This is a genomic window from Priestia sp. LL-8 (assembly GCF_036227845.1).
Lineage (GTDB): Bacteria > Bacillota > Bacilli > Bacillales > Bacillaceae_H > Priestia > Priestia zanthoxyli.
In genome coordinates this window covers 201,023-218,494 of the sequence record NZ_JAZAQH010000001.1, presented here as the reverse complement: position 1 = coordinate 218,494, position 17,472 = coordinate 201,023, and the positions used below count along the sequence as shown (strand labels likewise).

General features: G+C 42.7%; 15 protein-coding genes, 13 tRNA genes and 3 rRNA genes. 1 reads left to right on the top strand and 30 read right to left on the bottom strand.

All coding sequences use genetic code 11. The features are described 5' to 3' along the window. Positions 1 to 249: 249 nt before the first annotated feature. The 21 genes from tsaD to U9R83_RS01185 form a co-directional block, all read right to left on the bottom strand. Positions 250 to 1,266 carry a tRNA (adenosine(37)-N6)-threonylcarbamoyltransferase complex transferase subunit TsaD gene (tsaD, locus tag U9R83_RS01285; protein ID WP_042992603.1) on the bottom strand — a complete coding sequence of 339 codons (1,017 nt, stop codon included), beginning with the start codon at positions 1,264 to 1,266 and terminating at the stop codon, positions 250 to 252. Next, positions 1,263 to 1,712, bottom strand: a complete 450-nt coding sequence (rimI, locus tag U9R83_RS01280; RefSeq protein WP_013055018.1) for a ribosomal protein S18-alanine N-acetyltransferase — start codon at positions 1,710 to 1,712, stop codon at positions 1,263 to 1,265. Before rimI ends, tsaD begins: the two co-directional genes overlap by 4 nt. A 14-nt stretch (positions 1,713 to 1,726) precedes the next feature. After that, positions 1,727 to 2,425: a tRNA (adenosine(37)-N6)-threonylcarbamoyltransferase complex dimerization subunit type 1 TsaB gene (tsaB, locus tag U9R83_RS01275; protein WP_014461962.1), complete on the bottom strand. Its 699-nt coding sequence runs from the start codon at positions 2,423 to 2,425 to the stop codon at positions 1,727 to 1,729. Then, positions 2,422 to 2,892, bottom strand: a complete 471-nt coding sequence (tsaE, locus tag U9R83_RS01270; protein ID WP_014461963.1) for a tRNA (adenosine(37)-N6)-threonylcarbamoyltransferase complex ATPase subunit type 1 TsaE — start codon at positions 2,890 to 2,892, stop codon at positions 2,422 to 2,424. The genes tsaB and tsaE overlap by 4 nt, the downstream gene beginning before the upstream one ends. Positions 2,893 to 3,112: 220 nt before the next feature. After that, positions 3,113 to 3,188 (bottom strand) — tRNA-Asp (locus tag U9R83_RS01265). A gap of 4 nt (positions 3,189 to 3,192) precedes the next feature. Beyond that, a tRNA-Met gene (locus U9R83_RS01260) sits at positions 3,193 to 3,269 on the bottom strand. Between the two features lie 24 nt (positions 3,270 to 3,293). After that, positions 3,294 to 3,409 (bottom strand): 5S ribosomal RNA (gene rrf / locus U9R83_RS01255). A 69-nt stretch (positions 3,410 to 3,478) separates the two neighbouring features. Next, a 23S ribosomal RNA gene (locus U9R83_RS01250) occupies positions 3,479 to 6,414 on the bottom strand. A gap of 225 nt (positions 6,415 to 6,639) precedes the next feature. After that, positions 6,640 to 8,191: ribosomal RNA gene (locus tag U9R83_RS01245) — 16S ribosomal RNA — on the bottom strand. Together the 16S, 23S and 5S rRNA genes with 13 tRNA genes alongside form the textbook arrangement of a ribosomal RNA operon. 81 nt (positions 8,192 to 8,272) lie before the next feature. Then, a tRNA-Gly gene (locus U9R83_RS01240) sits at positions 8,273 to 8,346 on the bottom strand. Positions 8,347 to 8,350: 4 nt separating this feature from the next. Further along, positions 8,351 to 8,427: transfer RNA gene (locus U9R83_RS01235), tRNA-Arg, on the bottom strand. Between the two features lie 90 nt (positions 8,428 to 8,517). Continuing rightward, a tRNA-Leu gene (locus tag U9R83_RS01230) sits at positions 8,518 to 8,603 on the bottom strand. Positions 8,604 to 8,625: 22 nt separating this feature from the next. Next, positions 8,626 to 8,708: transfer RNA gene (locus tag U9R83_RS01225), tRNA-Leu, on the bottom strand. Positions 8,709 to 8,720: 12 nt separating this feature from the next. Then, positions 8,721 to 8,793 (bottom strand) — tRNA-Lys (locus U9R83_RS01220). Between the two features lie 4 nt (positions 8,794 to 8,797). Continuing rightward, positions 8,798 to 8,872 (bottom strand) — tRNA-Gln (locus U9R83_RS01215). An 11-nt stretch (positions 8,873 to 8,883) separates the two neighbouring features. After that, positions 8,884 to 8,959, bottom strand: a tRNA-Asp gene (locus U9R83_RS01210). Positions 8,960 to 8,987: 28 nt separating this feature from the next. Next, positions 8,988 to 9,063, bottom strand: a tRNA-Val gene (locus U9R83_RS01205). A 24-nt stretch (positions 9,064 to 9,087) separates the two neighbouring features. Next, positions 9,088 to 9,162: transfer RNA gene (locus U9R83_RS01200), tRNA-Glu, on the bottom strand. Between the two features lie 9 nt (positions 9,163 to 9,171). Next, a tRNA-Ser gene (locus tag U9R83_RS01195) sits at positions 9,172 to 9,262 on the bottom strand. 3 nt (positions 9,263 to 9,265) lie between these two features. Beyond that, positions 9,266 to 9,340: transfer RNA gene (locus U9R83_RS01190), tRNA-Asn, on the bottom strand. 134 nt (positions 9,341 to 9,474) lie between these two features. Beyond that, the gene (locus tag U9R83_RS01185; RefSeq protein WP_115652917.1) at positions 9,475 to 9,924 is read right to left on the bottom strand and encodes a SprT family protein; all 450 of its coding nucleotides are present in this window, start codon (positions 9,922 to 9,924) and stop codon (positions 9,475 to 9,477) included. 109 nt (positions 9,925 to 10,033) lie between these two features. Between U9R83_RS01185 and cmpA the strand changes: the two genes are divergently transcribed. Then, entirely contained in the window at positions 10,034 to 10,150 is a 117-nt protein-coding gene (cmpA, locus tag U9R83_RS01180; protein ID WP_013055014.1) for a cortex morphogenetic protein CmpA, read from the top strand. Positions 10,151 to 10,207: 57 nt separating this feature from the next. Here the strand turns inward: cmpA and U9R83_RS01175 are convergent, their stop codons facing one another. From U9R83_RS01175 to U9R83_RS01135, 9 genes are all read right to left on the bottom strand, one after another. Beyond that, complete coding sequence (locus tag U9R83_RS01175) at positions 10,208 to 12,382, bottom strand: Tex family protein (RefSeq protein WP_014461965.1); 2,175 nt, start codon at positions 12,380 to 12,382, stop codon at positions 10,208 to 10,210. Positions 12,383 to 12,466: 84 nt separating this feature from the next. Beyond that, complete coding sequence (locus tag U9R83_RS01170) at positions 12,467 to 13,072, bottom strand: PP2C family serine/threonine-protein phosphatase (protein ID WP_328575449.1); 606 nt, start codon at positions 13,070 to 13,072, stop codon at positions 12,467 to 12,469. Continuing rightward, the gene (sigB, locus tag U9R83_RS01165) at positions 13,072 to 13,866 is read right to left on the bottom strand and encodes an RNA polymerase sigma factor SigB (protein ID WP_013055011.1); all 795 of its coding nucleotides are present in this window, start codon (positions 13,864 to 13,866) and stop codon (positions 13,072 to 13,074) included. The genes U9R83_RS01170 and sigB overlap by 1 nt, the downstream gene beginning before the upstream one ends. Next, entirely contained in the window at positions 13,832 to 14,317 is a 486-nt protein-coding gene (rsbW, locus tag U9R83_RS01160; RefSeq protein ID WP_014461967.1) for an anti-sigma B factor RsbW, read from the bottom strand. Before rsbW ends, sigB begins: the two co-directional genes overlap by 35 nt. Then, a complete protein-coding gene (locus U9R83_RS01155; protein WP_014461968.1) occupies positions 14,314 to 14,646 on the bottom strand; it encodes an anti-sigma factor antagonist in 333 nt (110 codons plus the stop codon). Before U9R83_RS01155 ends, rsbW begins: the two co-directional genes overlap by 4 nt. 59 nt (positions 14,647 to 14,705) lie before the next feature. Next, complete coding sequence (locus U9R83_RS01150; RefSeq protein ID WP_013055008.1) at positions 14,706 to 15,716, bottom strand: PP2C family protein-serine/threonine phosphatase; 1,011 nt, start codon at positions 15,714 to 15,716, stop codon at positions 14,706 to 14,708. Positions 15,717 to 15,729: 13 nt separating this feature from the next. After that, positions 15,730 to 16,131 (bottom strand): anti-sigma regulatory factor, encoded by a 402-nt coding sequence (locus U9R83_RS01145; protein WP_013055007.1) that lies wholly within the window; start codon positions 16,129 to 16,131, stop codon positions 15,730 to 15,732. A gap of 3 nt (positions 16,132 to 16,134) precedes the next feature. Continuing rightward, positions 16,135 to 16,491: an STAS domain-containing protein gene (locus U9R83_RS01140; protein WP_013055006.1), complete on the bottom strand. Its 357-nt coding sequence runs from the start codon at positions 16,489 to 16,491 to the stop codon at positions 16,135 to 16,137. A gap of 2 nt (positions 16,492 to 16,493) precedes the next feature. Continuing rightward, positions 16,494 to 17,330, bottom strand: coding sequence for an RsbT co-antagonist protein RsbRA (locus U9R83_RS01135; protein WP_014461969.1), 837 nt, complete (start codon positions 17,328 to 17,330; stop codon positions 16,494 to 16,496). Positions 17,331 to 17,472 lie beyond the last annotated feature (142 nt).

The following is a 17,472-nucleotide window of genomic DNA, read 5'->3' as shown; positions in this document are numbered from 1 at the left end:
TTTTTTTGTATCTATTCATCCTATTTACTTGTTCATGCGCTTTAGGACAAGCTTTATCCACTCTGTGAATAAATAGTGGATATCTGTCTGATTTTCATAATTAAAACTTGTTGATAACAGGTCCGTGTACTGAGTGCACGGACTTTTCCACATAATTATCCACAGTCAATTCTAAATTTATTGAATATTGTTGATAAATCATTTTTATCCACAAAAAAAGACGAATGAGAAATAAATCTCATTCGTCACTTACTCTTCCAAGTCCAAACCGGGGTTTGCATTTAATGACATATCTGAACGTTTTCCTTGAGCAAATCGTACGCTTGCTGCTGCTCCAATCATTGCGGCATTATCCGTGCATAGAGATAGCGGCGGGATAATCAGCTCAATGTTTGATAATGGTGCGAACGCCTCTTCTAGCGCTGCTCTAAGTCCTTTATTAGCAGCAACTCCTCCTGCTAATAAAACTTGCTTAACGTTATATTCCTTTGCAGCTTTAACGGTTTTAGTTACTAACACATCAATGACACTCGCTTGAAAGCTCGCAGCAAGCGTTTGTGGAAGAATTTCTTCACCTTTTTGCTTCGCGTTGTGGACAGTGTTAATAACTGCTGATTTTAATCCACTGAAACTAAAATCATAGGATCCTTCTTCTAGCCAAGCACGCGGCAAATCAATTAATGGCTCTCCTTCATGTGCAAGGCGGTCAATATGAGGTCCGCCTGGATATGGAAGGTTTAACGTGCGGGCTACTTTATCGTAGGCTTCTCCTGCTGCATCATCTCTCGTTTCACCAATCACTTTAAACTGACCGTGACTTTCCATGTATACAAGCTCCGTATGCCCTCCAGATACAACTAGCGATAAAAGGGGAAATTCTAATTTTTTGATTAGCTGATTCGCATAAATATGTCCTGCAATATGATGAACACCAATTAATGGCTTTTGATGTGCAAATGCTAGCGCTTTGGCTGCATTTACGCCAATAAGAAGTGCTCCCACAAGCCCTGGTCCTTCCGTTACAGCTATTGCATCAATATCTGCAAACGTCAAGTTCGCTTGATTTAAAGTTTCTTCAACTACTACCGTAATTTGTTCTACATGATGACGAGATGCAATTTCCGGTACGACACCGCCAAATCGTTTATGGCTTTCTATTTGAGAGGCCACCACATTGGCTACAATTTCATGACCGTTTCGAATCACGGCTGCTGCTGTCTCATCACAGCTTGTTTCTAATGCTAAAATTAATTGATTTTCACTCATAAATTCACCCACATAACTAATGCATCCTCATTGTTATCAGAATAATAATTCTTACGAATACCTCCAGGTTTAAAACCTAGCTTTTGATACAATGATTGTGCAATATGATTAGATACCCTAACTTCTAATGTCATTGACGTAGCACCTAGTTTTCGAAGAACGTCCATCACGTTGCGCAGCAGCAATTCACCGAGTCCCTTGCCTCGGTAGTCTGGCAATAGCGCAATGTTGGTTACATGTGCTTCGTCAATAACAATCCACGTTCCGCAATACCCAATAATATTTTCTCCTTCCTCCATCACAATGTAAGTTGAAAATTGATTATTGGTTAACTCATTTTGAAACGCTTCTGAACTCCAAGGTGTCGTAAAAGACTTCTCTTCGATTTTCACTACTTGATCAATATCTTTAACTTCCATTAAACGAAACTTAATTGTTAGTTTCATGTTTATACCTTCTTTTATCCTTTTTGCTGTGAAGCAAGCCAGTTGGCTTCGGCTTCAGCTAAACGAATGTAGTTCGGAACAAAAGTATGCACAGACTGCGGCTCTTTCTTCATTCCTAAGAAAGCCAATTCACTTGGTCTTGGATTAAACTGCTGAACATGGGCAAATACAGCTTGTTCACCCAACACTTCTTTTAACGCCTCTTCATGCATGGGAAGATCATTGCCTATGAATAAAATAGGTTTGTTGTATGACTTTAAATGTTCCGCCCAGTCTTTATTAATAACAAGTCGATCACTTTCAACTTCTAGAAGACCTCGTTCGTTATTCCATTCATATAGTCCTGTATAAAGCTGTTGACGGCGCGCATCAAATAACGGAGCAATATACCCATCAAAATAGCGACCGTTTGCTGCTAGTGCCTCAAGGCTAGATACACCTATTAAAGGAATATTTAAAGTCCAAGCAAGTGTCTTGGCAATGGTAACGCCAATGCGTACACCTGTATAAGATCCTGGACCGTGTGCCACTACAATACGGTCTAGCTCGCTTGGCGCAATATCACAATCCTTTAACAAAGATTCCACAGCGTTCATCACACGAACGGAGTGATTCTTTTTTAGATTCGTAATAATTTCTCCAATTACTTTGTTTTCTTCAACGACAGCAACACCCATGACAAAATTGGATGTATCAATGGCTAACATTTTCATCTTTTAAAAAGCTCCTTACATATTTCAACGTACCGACTGCCTATCGCTTTCACAAGGATTTTACGAGTCGTTTCGTTTTCATGGTAAATATTGATTTGAATATATTCATTAGGAAGCTGCTCTTCAATCAGATGAGCCCACTCCACGACCGTCACGCCATCTCCTTCAAAATACTCATCGAACCCTAGGTCTTCAAATTCATCCCCTAGACGGTACACATCCATATGATAAAGAGGAAGGCGACCGCTTTTGTATTCTTTAATGATCGTAAATGTCGGGCTATTCACATTGCGTTCAATTCCTAATCCTTTAGCTAAACTTTTTGTGAATGTTGTCTTTCCAGCTCCCAAATCGCCTTCAAGCAGCAGCAAGTCACCAGCTTCTAATAAAGTTGCTAGACGAGCAGCCAGCTGATTAGTTTCATCAGGAGACGTAGACATAAACGTAAATTCGTTAATCTCTGTCATTCATTCAGAACCTCATTTCAATCTGTATATATATATTGTAAACGTTGTGGACTATACATATCCAGTAAGAAATCCAACAATCTTTAACATCGCAATTCTATAAAGAAATTTCTTTGTATATAAAAAATTCCTTAGGATTGCTCCTAAGGACGGTAAAGTTTTATATAAAAATGGTTCAAACAATAAAAAAGACGAAACACATTGTTTCGTTTCTAAAACATGGCGGTCCCGACGGGAATCGAACCCGCGATCTCCTGCGTGACAGGCAGGCATGTTAACCGCTACACCACGGGACCATGTTGGTTGCGGGGACAGGATTTGAACCTGCGACCTTCGGGTTATGAGCCCGACGAGCTACCGAACTGCTCCACCCCGCGATGATAAAAAAGCAAAATAAAAATGCCTAGCGATGTCCTACTCTCACAGGGACAAAGTCCCAACTACCATCGGCGCTAAAGAGCTTAACTTCCGTGTTCGGTATGGGAACGGGTGTGACCTCTTTGCCATTATCACTAGACATTTATATGAGATTATTCTCTCAAAACTAGGTAACAGTTTGCTGAGTAAAGCTTACGCTTTTAAAGTTTTGGTTAAGTCCTCGATCGATTAGTATCAGTCAGCTACACATGTCGCCACGCTTCCACCTCTGACCTATCAACCTGATCATCTTTCAGGGATCTTACTAGCTTGCGCTATGGGAAATCTCATCTTGAGGGGGGCTTCATGCTTAGATGCTTTCAGCACTTATCCCGTCCACACATAGCTACCCAGCGATGCCTTTGGCAAGACAACTGGTACACCAGCGGTGTGTCCATCCCGGTCCTCTCGTACTAAGGACAGCTCCTCTCAAATTTCCTACGCCCACGACGGATAGGGACCGAACTGTCTCACGACGTTCTGAACCCAGCTCGCGTACCGCTTTAATGGGCGAACAGCCCAACCCTTGGGACCGACTACAGCCCCAGGATGCGATGAGCCGACATCGAGGTGCCAAACCTCCCCGTCGATGTGGACTCTTGGGGGAGATAAGCCTGTTATCCCCGGGGTAGCTTTTATCCGTTGAGCGATGGCCCTTCCATGCGGAACCACCGGATCACTAAGCCCGACTTTCGTCCCTGCTCGACTTGTAGGTCTCGCAGTCAAGCTCCCTTGTGCCTTTACACTCTACGAATGATTTCCAACCATTCTGAGGGAACCTTTGGGCGCCTCCGTTACATTTTAGGAGGCGACCGCCCCAGTCAAACTGCCCACCTGACACTGTCTCCCGGCCCGATCAGGGCCGCGGGTTAGAATTTCAATACAGCCAGGGTAGTATCCCACCGACGCCTCCACCGAAGCTAGCGCTCCGGTTTCTCAGGCTCCTACCTATCCTGTACAAGCTGTACCAAAATTCAATATCAGGCTACAGTAAAGCTCCACGGGGTCTTTCCGTCCTGTCGCGGGTAACCTGCATCTTCACAGGTACTATAATTTCACCGAGTCTCTCGTTGAGACAGTGCCCAGATCGTTACGCCTTTCGTGCGGGTCGGAACTTACCCGACAAGGAATTTCGCTACCTTAGGACCGTTATAGTTACGGCCGCCGTTTACTGGGGCTTCGATTCAGAGCTTCTCCCAAAGGATAACCCCTCCTCTTAACCTTCCAGCACCGGGCAGGCGTCAGCCCCTATACTTCGCCTTGCGGCTTCGCAGAGACCTGTGTTTTTGCTAAACAGTCGCCTGGGCCTATTCACTGCGGCTCTCTCGGGCTATACACCCTACCAGAGCACCCCTTCTCCCGAAGTTACGGGGTCATTTTGCCGAGTTCCTTAACGAGAGTTCTCTCGATCACCTTAGGATTCTCTCCTCGCCTACCTGTGTCGGTTTGCGGTACGGGCACCTCCCGCCTCGCTAGAGGCTTTTCTTGGCAGTGTGGAATCAGGAACTTCGGTACTATAATTCCCTCGTCATCACAGCTCAGCCTTTATGATGAGCGGATTTGCCTACTCATCAGCCTAACTGCTTGAACGCGCATATCCAGCAGCGCGCTTACCCTATCCTACTGCGTCCCCCCATTACTCAAACGGCGGGGAGGTGGTACAGGAATATCAACCTGTTGGCCATCGCCTACGCTTTTCAGCCTCGGCTTAGGTCCCGACTAACCCTGAGCGGACGAGCCTTCCTCAGGAAACCTTAGGCATTCGGTGGACAAGATTCTCACTTGTCTTTCGCTACTCATACCGGCATTCTCACTTCTAAGCGCTCCACCAGTCCTTACGGTCTGACTTCGCTGCACTTAGAACGCTCTCCTACCACTGACATCAAAGATGTCAATCCACAGCTTCGGTGATACGTTTAGCCCCGGTACATTTTCGGCGCAGAGTCACTCGACCAGTGAGCTATTACGCACTCTTTAAATGGTGGCTGCTTCTAAGCCAACATCCTGGTTGTCTAAGCAACTCCACATCCTTTTCCACTTAACGTATACTTGGGGACCTTAGCTGGTGGTCTGGGCTGTTTCCCTTTTGACTACGGATCTTATCACTCGCAGTCTGACTCCCATGGATAAGTCTTTGGCATTCGGAGTTTGACTGAATTCGGTAACCCGTTGGGGGCCCCTAGTCCAATCAGTGCTCTACCTCCAAGACTCTCACAACATGAGGCTAGCCCTAAAGCTATTTCGGAGAGAACCAGCTATCTCCAGGTTCGATTGGAATTTCTCCGCTACCCACACCTCATCCCCGCACTTTTCAACGTGCGTGGGTTCGGGCCTCCATTCAGTGTTACCTGAACTTCACCCTGGACATGGGTAGATCACCTGGTTTCGGGTCTACAACCACATACTAAACGCCCTATTCAGACTCGCTTTCGCTACGGCTCCGCCTTATCAGCTTAACCTTGCATGGGATCGTAACTCGCCGGTTCATTCTACAAAAGGCACGCCATCACCCGTTAACGGGCTCTGACTACTTGTAGGCACACGGTTTCAGGATCTCTTTCACTCCCCTTCCGGGGTGCTTTTCACCTTTCCCTCACGGTACTGGTTCACTATCGGTCACTAGGTAGTATTTAGCCTTGGGAGATGGTCCTCCCAGCTTCCGACGGAATTTCACGTGTTCCGCCGTACTCAGGATCCACTCAAGAGGGAACGAAGTTTCAACTACAGGGTTGTTACCTTCTTCGACGGACCTTTCCAGGTCGCTTCATTTACTTCGTTCCTTTGTAACTCCGTATAGAGTGTCCTACAACCCCAAGAGGCAAGCCTCTTGGTTTGGGCTAATTCCGTTTCGCTCGCCGCTACTCAGGAAATCGCATTTGCTTTCTCTTCCTCCGGGTACTTAGATGTTTCAGTTCCCCGGGTCTGCCTTCAATATCCTATGTATTCAGATAAAGATACTGTTCCATTACGAACAGTGGGTTTCCCCATTCGGAAATCTCCGGATCAAAGCTCACTTACAGCTCCCCGAAGCATATCGGTGTTAGTCCCGTCCTTCATCGGCTCCTAGTGCCAAGGCATTCACCGTGCGCCCTTTCTAACTTAACCATTAGCGAATAAATGGTACAACATATTGTTGTGTTATTTATTGGTTTGATTAAAGAAAAGTTTCACTTTTCCTCAGCAATTACTGTTATCTAGTTTTCAAAGAACAATCGCAACCAAAATTCTTCTTATCTAATAAGAAGAAAGTAGTGTGCTTTCTATAATTGAGAGATTGAACTCTCAAAACTGAACAAAGTGTCAAAACGTACGTCATGTAAAAATCCTTAGAAAGGAGGTGATCCAGCCGCACCTTCCGATACGGCTACCTTGTTACGACTTCACCCCAATCATCTGTCCCACCTTAGGCGGCTAGCTCCTTACGGTTACTCCACCGACTTCGGGTGTTACAAACTCTCGTGGTGTGACGGGCGGTGTGTACAAGGCCCGGGAACGTATTCACCGCGGCATGCTGATCCGCGATTACTAGCGATTCCAGCTTCATGTAGGCGAGTTGCAGCCTACAATCCGAACTGAGAATGGTTTTATGGGATTGGCTTGACCTCGCGGTCTTGCAGCCCTTTGTACCATCCATTGTAGCACGTGTGTAGCCCAGGTCATAAGGGGCATGATGATTTGACGTCATCCCCACCTTCCTCCGGTTTGTCACCGGCAGTCACCTTAGAGTGCCCAACTAAATGCTGGCAACTAAGATCAAGGGTTGCGCTCGTTGCGGGACTTAACCCAACATCTCACGACACGAGCTGACGACAACCATGCACCACCTGTCACTCTGTCCCCCGAAGGGGAACGCTCTATCTCTAGAGTTGTCAGAGGATGTCAAGACCTGGTAAGGTTCTTCGCGTTGCTTCGAATTAAACCACATGCTCCACCGCTTGTGCGGGCCCCCGTCAATTCCTTTGAGTTTCAGTCTTGCGACCGTACTCCCCAGGCGGAGTGCTTAATGCGTTAGCTGCAGCACTAAAGGGCGGAAACCCTCTAACACTTAGCACTCATCGTTTACGGCGTGGACTACCAGGGTATCTAATCCTGTTTGCTCCCCACGCTTTCGCGCCTCAGCGTCAGTTACAGACCAAAAAGCCGCCTTCGCCACTGGTGTTCCTCCACATCTCTACGCATTTCACCGCTACACGTGGAATTCCGCTTTTCTCTTCTGCACTCAAGTTCCCCAGTTTCCAATGACCCTCCACGGTTGAGCCGTGGGCTTTCACATCAGACTTAAGAAACCGCCTGCGCGCGCTTTACGCCCAATAATTCCGGATAACGCTTGCCACCTACGTATTACCGCGGCTGCTGGCACGTAGTTAGCCGTGGCTTTCTGGTTAGGTACCGTCAAGGTACGAGCAGTTACTCTCGTACTTGTTCTTCCCTAACAACAGAGTTTTACGACCCGAAAGCCTTCATCACTCACGCGGCGTTGCTCCGTCAGACTTTCGTCCATTGCGGAAGATTCCCTACTGCTGCCTCCCGTAGGAGTCTGGGCCGTGTCTCAGTCCCAGTGTGGCCGATCACCCTCTCAGGTCGGCTATGCATCGTTGCCTTGGTGAGCCGTTACCTCACCAACTAGCTAATGCACCGCGGGCCCATCTGTAAGTGATAGCCGAAACCATCTTTCAATCATCTCCCATGAAGGAGAAGATCCTATCCGGTATTAGCTTCGGTTTCCCGAAGTTATCCCAGTCTTACAGGCAGGTTGCCCACGTGTTACTCACCCGTCCGCCGCTAACGTCATAGAAGCAAGCTTCTAATCAGTTCGCTCGACTTGCATGTATTAGGCACGCCGCCAGCGTTCATCCTGAGCCAGGATCAAACTCTCCGAAGAAATGTTTGACTTGCTCATTTAAAAAATAAAAATTAACGTTGACGTTTGTCGCTTTGTTCAGTTTTCAAAGTTCAATATATTTGGAGCGGGTGATGAGAATCGAACTCACGACATCAGCTTGGAAGGCTGAGGTTTTACCACTAAACTACACCCGCAATATGGCGCGCCCGAGAGGAGTCGAACCCCTAACCTTTTGATCCGTAGTCAAACGCTCTATCCAATTGAGCTACGGGCGCTTCTTATGATGTTTACCGCCGTTGTTTTGGCGACTTTATTATAATATCATTTCTGTTTTCTTATGTCAACACTTTTTTAAAAAGTTTTTTTGGTGCGGCCGAGAGGACTTGAACCTCCACGGGGTCGCCCCCACTAGGCCCTCAACCTAGCGCGTCTGCCATTCCGCCACGACCGCTAAATACATAAAATGAATAAGATGCGGGTGAAGGGACTTGAACCCCCACGTCGTAAAGACACTAGATCCTAAGTCTAGCGCGTCTGCCAATTCCGCCACACCCGCAAGAAATGAAAATGAGCCATGAAGGACTCGAACCTTCGACCCTCTGATTAAAAGTCAGATGCTCTACCAACTGAGCTAATGGCTCTTTATGGCTGGGCTAGCTGGATTCGAACCAACGCATGACGGAATCAAAATCCGTTGCCTTACCGCTTGGCGATAGCCCAATAATTTAAAATGGCGGTCCCGACGGGAATCGAACCCGCGATCTCCTGCGTGACAGGCAGGCATGTTAACCGCTACACCACGGGACCATCCAAAATTATGTATAAAACAGTCAAATGGTGGAGGATGACGGGATCGAACCGCCGACCCCCTGCTTGTAAGGCAGGTGCTCTCCCAGCTGAGCTAATCCTCCACAGAATATGTAAATGAAAATCAATGGTGACCCGTACGGGATTCGAACCCGTGTTACCGCCGTGAAAGGGCGGTGTCTTAACCGCTTGACCAACGGGCCATTATAAAATGGCGGAGAAGGAGGGATTTGAACCCTCGCGCCGCTTACACGACCTACACCCTTAGCAGGGGCGCCTCTTCAGCCACTTGAGTACTTCTCCATATGGCTCCACAGGTAGGACTCGAACCTACGACCGATCGGTTAACAGCCGATAGCTCTACCACTGAGCTACTGTGGAATAATATTTATCAGACTTCTTACATTGTAATCGACATTATATGTAATGTCAATAAGTTTTTGTAATTTCTTTGCCGTTTATTTGAGACGGCTTTATTAATTTATCATAATCAATCTATTTTAGTCAAGCATCTTCTACATTTTTTTTAATTTACCTTTACACTTTCCACAAACATATTTAACCGTGTTCACTTTTCTTTTTCGAACATATTTTTGATCACACTGCATACATACATATATGTGCTCTTTTTTCTTTCCATCACTTTCTTTTTTCAATGCCTGACAAAATCGAGGGGCGCCTACTTCTTTCATTAGCCTTTTAAAGTCTTGATCTCCATGCTTATACCCTTTCCCCTCAATATGCAAATGATAATGACAGAGCTCATGTTTAATGATTGCTACTATTTCTTGCCTGCCATATTGTTCAAAGTATTTGTAGTTTACTTCTATATTAGATGTACTTAATAAATACCTTCCACCTGTCGTACGTAAACGAGAATTAAAAGTGGCTTCATGACGAAATGGTTTGTGAAACAGCTTCAATGAAATTTCTTCTACAAGTATTTGTAAATCTTTATCATTCATCTTATATACTCCTCTACTGTATGAAATCACCTGACTAGCTCTTTGGGCATACACTTCATTACATACTCACTATTCACCTTATCATAAATGAAAAGGAGTGATTGCCCTTATGCCAATGTGGCTACAAAAACAAATGAGGCGCGCTTATTCTGAGAAAGACCGCGCACAAATAAAATTGCTCAATCAATGTTGGTTTTTTTATCAAAAAAATAATTCCGCTTCTTAAATCACTTCTTTTTACAAATAAAATTGCCTTTTCAGAAAATCTGAAAAGGCAATTTTATTATTGATGGGGCGGAATCATCGTCAGTGCAACTCTTCCTTTTTTCATGTCTACGTCTTCTACCCACACATTCACCAAATCTCCTACTGAAACGACATCGAGGGGGTGCTTAACGTACCGATTCGTTAATTTAGAAATATGGACTAGACCGTCTTGCTTAACTCCTATATCGATGAACGCTCCGAAGTCTACGACGTTTCGCACTGTACCTTCAAGCTGAATACCTTTTGCTAGATCCTCTAGCTTCAAAATATCCTGACGTAGCAAAGGTTTTGGCAGTTCATCACGAGGATCTCTTTCCGGTCTTACGAGCGCTTCTATAATGTCTTTTAAAGTAAGCTCTCCTATACTTAGTTCTTCTGATATTTCGGGTAAAGAAATATGTTTTAATGCTTCTTTTACTTTCTCCGTTCCAAGCTCAGTCTCTTTCACTTCCGCTTTCTTTAAAAGCTTTTTAACGTCTCCATATGTTTCAGGATGGATACCCGTTCTGTCTAAAGGTTCTTCACCTTCTATAATACGTAAAAACCCAATACACTGCTCATAGGTTTTAGCACCTAGACGCGGAATTTTCTTCAACTGTTTTCGGTTAGAGAATTTTCCGTTTTCATCCCGATATTTTACAATGTTTTGAGCAACTGTCTTATTTAGACCAGCAACGTATTGTAGAAGCGAAGCAGAAGCCGTGTTTGCATTTACTCCTACTTGGTTTACTACTGTCTCTACAATAAAAGTCAGTGAATCATTTAATTGCTTTTGAGACACATCATGCTGATACTGCCCTACCCCTACCGACTTAGGATCAATTTTCACAAGTTCAGCCAGCGGATCTTGCAGCCTTCTGGCAATCGATACAGCGCTTCGCTCTTCTACTTGAAAATCAGGAAATTCCTCTCTAGCAACATCAGAAGCCGAATATACGCTTGCTCCCGCTTCATTCACAATCAAATAATAAACTGGGTTTTCAATTTCTTTAAGAACATCCGCTACAAATTGCTCCGTTTCGCGAGATGCCGTTCCGTTTCCAATTGCTACTACTTCAATAGGGTATTCAGCGAACATTTTCTTTAATTTATTTTGCGCTTCCGCTGCTTTTCTCACAGGAGGATGTGGATAAATAACATCAATTTTTAATACCTTGCCCGTTTCATCTACTACAGCTAATTTGCAGCCTGTTCGAAAAGCTGGATCTACCCCTAATACTACTTTCCCTTTCAATGGAGGTTGGAGAAGAAGTTTTCGTAAGTTTTCAGAAAAGATGTGAATGGCTCTTTCTTCCGCTTTTTCTGATAGCTCTTTACGGATTTCGCGTTCAATAGATGGTTCTATTAAGCGTTTATAAGCATCTTCTATAGCTGAGATGATATAACTTTCGGCTGAAGAATCCCTTTTTTTGATTACTTGTTTATGTAAATACGAAAGAATACGATCTGTAGGCGCATCAATATTCACTTTTAAAATACCGTCTTTTTCTCCTCTATTCATAGCTAAGATACGATGAGGAACGATTCGCTTTACCGCTTCTGTATATTCATAGTACATTTCATAGATGTTTTTTTCATCTTTTTCCGGATCTTTGACTGAAGTAACAATTATGCCATCTTTTACAGTGGTCGTACGAATCCATTGACGATAAGACGCTTCGTCAGAAATTTGTTCCGCTACAATGTCTAGAGCTCCCTGAATAGCTTCGTCAGAAGATTGAACTCCCACTTCTTCATTTATGTATGCTTGCGCTTCATTCTTCACGTCAGAACGTGGAAAGCTTAGTAGCCACTGTGCTAATGGTTCAAGACCTTTTTCTTTTGCTACAGTTGCTTTTGTACGTCGTTTTTGCTTAAAGGGGCGGTATAAATCTTCTACTTGCTGCAATTTCTTCGCTTGATGAATTTGAGCAGCCAGTTCCTCAGTTAATTTCCCTTGTTCTTCAATTAATCGAAGAACTTCCTCTTTACGCTCCTCTAAATTCATTAAGTAGTTCCAGGAATCTAAAATATTCCGGATTTGGACTTCATCCAAAGCACCAGTTTGTTCTTTTCTATATCGAGCAATAAAGGGAACTGTATTACCGTCTTCTACTAAAGCAATTACGTTTTGTACTTGCTTTTGTGAAATCTCCACCTCTTTACTTACACGTTGAACAATTTGATTATCTAATTTCGTTGCAACAGACACAGCTTATCCTCCTACCTAAATGAAACTTTGTCTCTATTGTAACAAAACTCACATGCAATAACACATGTGAGCTAAAAAGAAAGGCTATGCAGTTGGAAGATGGCCAGCGATATACGTAATATCGTCATTATGAGATCGAATTGCTGCCTGTAGCCGTGTCGACAATTGATCTACACTCATCGAGTTAGCAAAAACAGATTTAATCTCTTTTAATTCTAAGCCATCTGTATGAATCAAAAATTTAGAACCGGAGTCATATGGGAAGGTTTGTGTGCGGAACTTTTGAATTTTCCCTGATAAAAAACCTTGAATTGGCAGAGGGTACGTTAATTTCCCCTCCGGAGAATACAGATAAAAGCGGATATTACCTACATTTGTATAATGAAATTCGTTATGTTTTTTATCAATTTTCAAAATAGCTACTGCTGCGCCTCTTGTATGTCGAGTAGCTTTGTTGCACTTAGAAATGATCTCATCCACATCTAGATGATGATGATCTTTCGCTACATCCGTAACAGCTACAGAAGCGGCTCTGGCTTGTTCACCGCTTCCTAATCCATCTGCCACTGCACATAGAAAATAGTCATCCGTTTCTTTGACATAGTAACTGTCTCCACAACAAACGTTCCCTTGCTTCGGCTCTTGGTATATATGAGTTTGAATCGACTTTGTATTAGGGTCTACTGTCATCACGACATATACTCCGAATCGTTAGAATCTGAGCGAGCTGCAGTTCTTAGCTTATCAAGCGCTCTTCTTTGCAGTCGAGATACATGCATTTGAGAAATTCCTAACTTCTCACCGGCATCTTTTTGACTCAGATTTTCAATAAATGTATAGCGAATCACTTCTTTTTCTCTATCGCTTAAGACATGCAGAATCTTTTCTAACACTAAGCGCTGATCAGTTTTCTCATAACCCGACTCTTGTTCACCTACTAAATCAAGGATTGTAACAGTGCTTCCATCAGAGTCTGCTTCAATGGAATGATCAACAGACAACGCTTGATAACTTTGCCCCATCTCCATCGTTTCTAAAATTTCTTCCTCTGTCACTCCGATATGATCAGCAATTTCTTTAACTTGAGGAGATCGCTGTAAACGGGTTGTTAGCTCTTCGACAGCTGCTTTAATTTTAGGACCTAATTCTTTGATGCGGCGCGGCACGTGAACACTCCACGTTTTATCGCGCAAAAATCGCTTAATCTCTCCAATGATTGTAGGAACAGCAAACGATTCAAAGCTTCTTCCAAATGAAGCATCATACCTTCTAATAGCTCCTAACAGTCCTAGCATCCCTACCTGCACAATATCTTCATGTAAGCTTCTGCCTTTTGAATAACGACGTGCAATAGATTCAACAAGGTTCTTGTAATGTACTACTAGATCACTTTGTGCTTCTTCATCCTGCGTTTTTTGAAAGCGCTCAATTCGTTCCTGAACCTGTTCTTTAGTTAATTTCATAGGTTGAGACTGTGTTTTCATCACTCTCCACCTGCTCTCTTTGCACATACTTAGTCATCATTAGCGTTACACCTTTTGAATTGACCATTTTCACTTCGTCCATTAGTGTTTCAATTAAATATAAACCAAGTCCACCTTCAGGAAGAAATTCAACTTCTTTTGATGTTTCATAAGGTCCTATATGTTCCTTAAGCTCTTCAAAATTGAAGCTTTCACCTTTATCGACCACCATGATTTCTAAACGGTCATCAAATAAACCAAAACCTACTTTAACTTCACCATTTTCGTCGCTTTTATAAGCATGCTGCACGGCATTTGTACATGCCTCACTGACAGCAATTTTCATATCTTCAATTTCATCATAAGAAAAACCCATCCGGTTTGCTACACCAGATAGCGTCAGTCGAATAATCGCTACATAGTCCGGCTTAGCAGGAATCTTCATCTCAACAAAGTCATAAGGCTGTTTCATTTTACGCCACCTTCTACTTGTGAATTCACGTTTAAAATGTCTGTAAGGCCCGTAATATCAAATAAGCGCTTGATGCGCTCTGATACACCAACAAATTTCAAAGAGCCGTTATTTTTCTTATTGGCTTTTAACAATGCAATAAATACACCTAGTCCTGTACTATCCATGTATGATACATCGGTTAAATCGACTATAATTTCCGGTTCAGTATGTTCAGTAATTTCCATGAACTTTTCTTTTAGCTTAGGTGCTGTATATGCGTCAATCTCTCCAGCCAGCTTAATACGATATGCGTGACCGTCCTTTTGTATATCTATTTTTAAATTCATCGTATTAGTAGACCCCCTCTAATTTTGTGCTATCTTTTCTGTACCCTTATTTAGAATACTTAAACTAAACTCTTCAAAATAATCAATGTAAAATCATCCCTCAATTGAAAATGCTGTAGTTTTTCCAGCTCTTTATATACAGATTCTACAATTTCTTGAGGAGACAAATGCATATATTTTCGAATTAATTTTATGATGTCCAATCTTTCAATAAATCCTTCTTCAGTTCTGCATTCTGTTACGCCATCTGTTAACAGAACAATCATATCGCCTTTTGAAAGCTGCTGCTCGTACTGAAGATATTTCACATGGCGATCGACTCCTAGCACGAGTCCTTTTGCTTCCAAATCTTCAAATGAATCAGCTTTAGCGTCATAATAAAAGCCTGGCTCATGCCCTGCAGATGCATAATCAAATAAGTTTGTCTCGGGATTATAGCTTCCATAGAACATCGTAATAAACATACTTGGATCTACGTTTCGCTCTACAATATTATTCAAGTTCTCTAATACGTAACTTGGGTTTTTTCTTGAGTCCGGTAAGCTGTCCATTGCATACTTGATCATAGACATACACATTGCAGCTGGAATTCCTTTTCCGATCACATCGGCAATGGCAATACTTAACCCACCGTGTTCTTCTTCTACAAAGTGAAAATAATCTCCGTTCATCTGTTTAGCCGGTACGCTAATCGCGCCAATTTCTAAAGTTGAACTAGCCGGAACCTTTGTCCCTAACAGCGTCTGCTGGACGTTAGCGGCAACTTCAATTTCAGAACGAAGTTCCCGCTGCTTATTTTTTAATGTTTGATGCTCACGAAGAGCAAGACCGTAGCTAATCATTACCTCAAGTAAAAAGTCCAGAGAATGCAGCACTTTTTCTGGAATATCAGAATAAATTTCTTCAATCACTTCTTTATGAATGCTCACAATATCTTCTGGTGATATTTCATTCTCTAAAGATTTTCTACTTAGTTTTTGTCCTTGATACAAAATTTGTTCATTTTGTGTTTGGATATAGTTCCCCAAAATATCTTTGTATAAATCTCTCATCTCTTTATCAAAAGACATTATCTATTTCCTCCTACCGGAGCCACTTAACTGCTTTAATCTCAGTACCTTCTCCGACATTTGTTTCGATGTCAAACTCATCCATCAATCGTTTCACCCCAGGAAGCCCAGCTCCTAGTCCACCCGATGTTGAGTATCCATCTTCCATTACTTTGCGAACGTCGGGGATACCTGGCCCTTCATCTGTTGCTACGACAAGAAGACCGTTTTTTCCTCCACGATTTAATTTCTCAATATAGATTTGACCCTTACCCGCATATAGGTAAATATTACGAGCTAATTCAGAAATGGCGGTTGTAATACGAGCTTGGTCAACTGTTCCAAACCCTAGCTCTTTCGACACATTTCTACCTAATTGGCGTGCCGCTACGATGTCCCATTCTGTTACGATTTTTACGCTGGATTGGAATTCCATATACTAATCCCCCAATTCCGATTGGAGTTTCTCAAGACCTTTTTCTAAATCGAGTGCAGTAAGAACATCATTTAGGCCAATCCCTAACTCAACAAGTGTAATAGCTACTGCAGGCTGGATACCTGTTAATACTACTCTAGCCCCCATCAAATTAGACATGCTAACCACGTCACCTAACACTTTTGCGATGAATGAATCGATCATATCAATTGAAGTTAAGTCGATTACCACTCCTTTTGCTCCAGTTTGATGAATTTTACTTAGCAAATCTTCTTGGAATTGAATAGCCGTTTGATCATCCAGCTCCCATTGAATGGATACCAATAAATAGTCGTACAATTTCAAAATGGGTATTCTCACGTTTATTCCTCCGATTCTATATCAACTATTTTCCGCTCAGTCATTTCTAACGCAAACTCTACACCTTTTTTTAATGAGTTTTTCGTAATAATTTCGTTTAAGTTAATACCTAAGTTCACAATAGTCTGAGCAATTTCCGGACGAATTCCTACTAACAAACACTTGGCTCCAACCAAACGTACGGCTTCAGCAGCTTGAATGATATGATGCGCAACCATCGTATCCACTACTGGTACTCCGGTAATATCTATTAATACGACCTCTGATCGGTGCTTTACGACACCTTGCAGTAAGTTTTCCATAATTTTCTTTGCACGATCAGTGTCAATTGTTCCTACAAGCGGCATTACTGTAATTTTATCAAATACCGGTATTAATGGAGCAGACAATTCTTGAAGTGCAACTTTTTGCAACATAACTGTATTTTCCCACGAGTTGGAGTATTGTTCTACTATTTTGTTATAAATAGGACTTAACCACTTGTCAAACCGATAGAATAATTCAGAATGAGTTTGATCAGCCTTCGCATGTTCACTGTTTACATACCCTTCAACCACTACGTGACCCAAGTTACGTACACCCTGTGTCAAATAAGCAAGAGGCCATCCTAAACTCACAACTCGTCCTACTACTTCCTCTAGTTCCTCTGCAAAATTTTCCTGATCACGGAATGCTTTTGCCAAAAGTAAATTTACAAAATCAGAGCTTACATTTACGTACACTTGCTCAGATACAATGTTTTTAATCCGCTCTGTTTCCACATCATTCATTAACACTAGCCATCGATCAAAAATTTCTGATTTATGATTTTGTATATAATTGAATAAATCTTGATTCATGAGGTCCTCCTTGTGAGTCAATACACTCATTTATATCTATATATATATTATCATTTTTAAAACGTTTCTTATTACAATATACGTTTACTGATTATTCCTAGTCAAATTAAAAAAGTTGCTCATAAAGGAGCAACTTAGCATA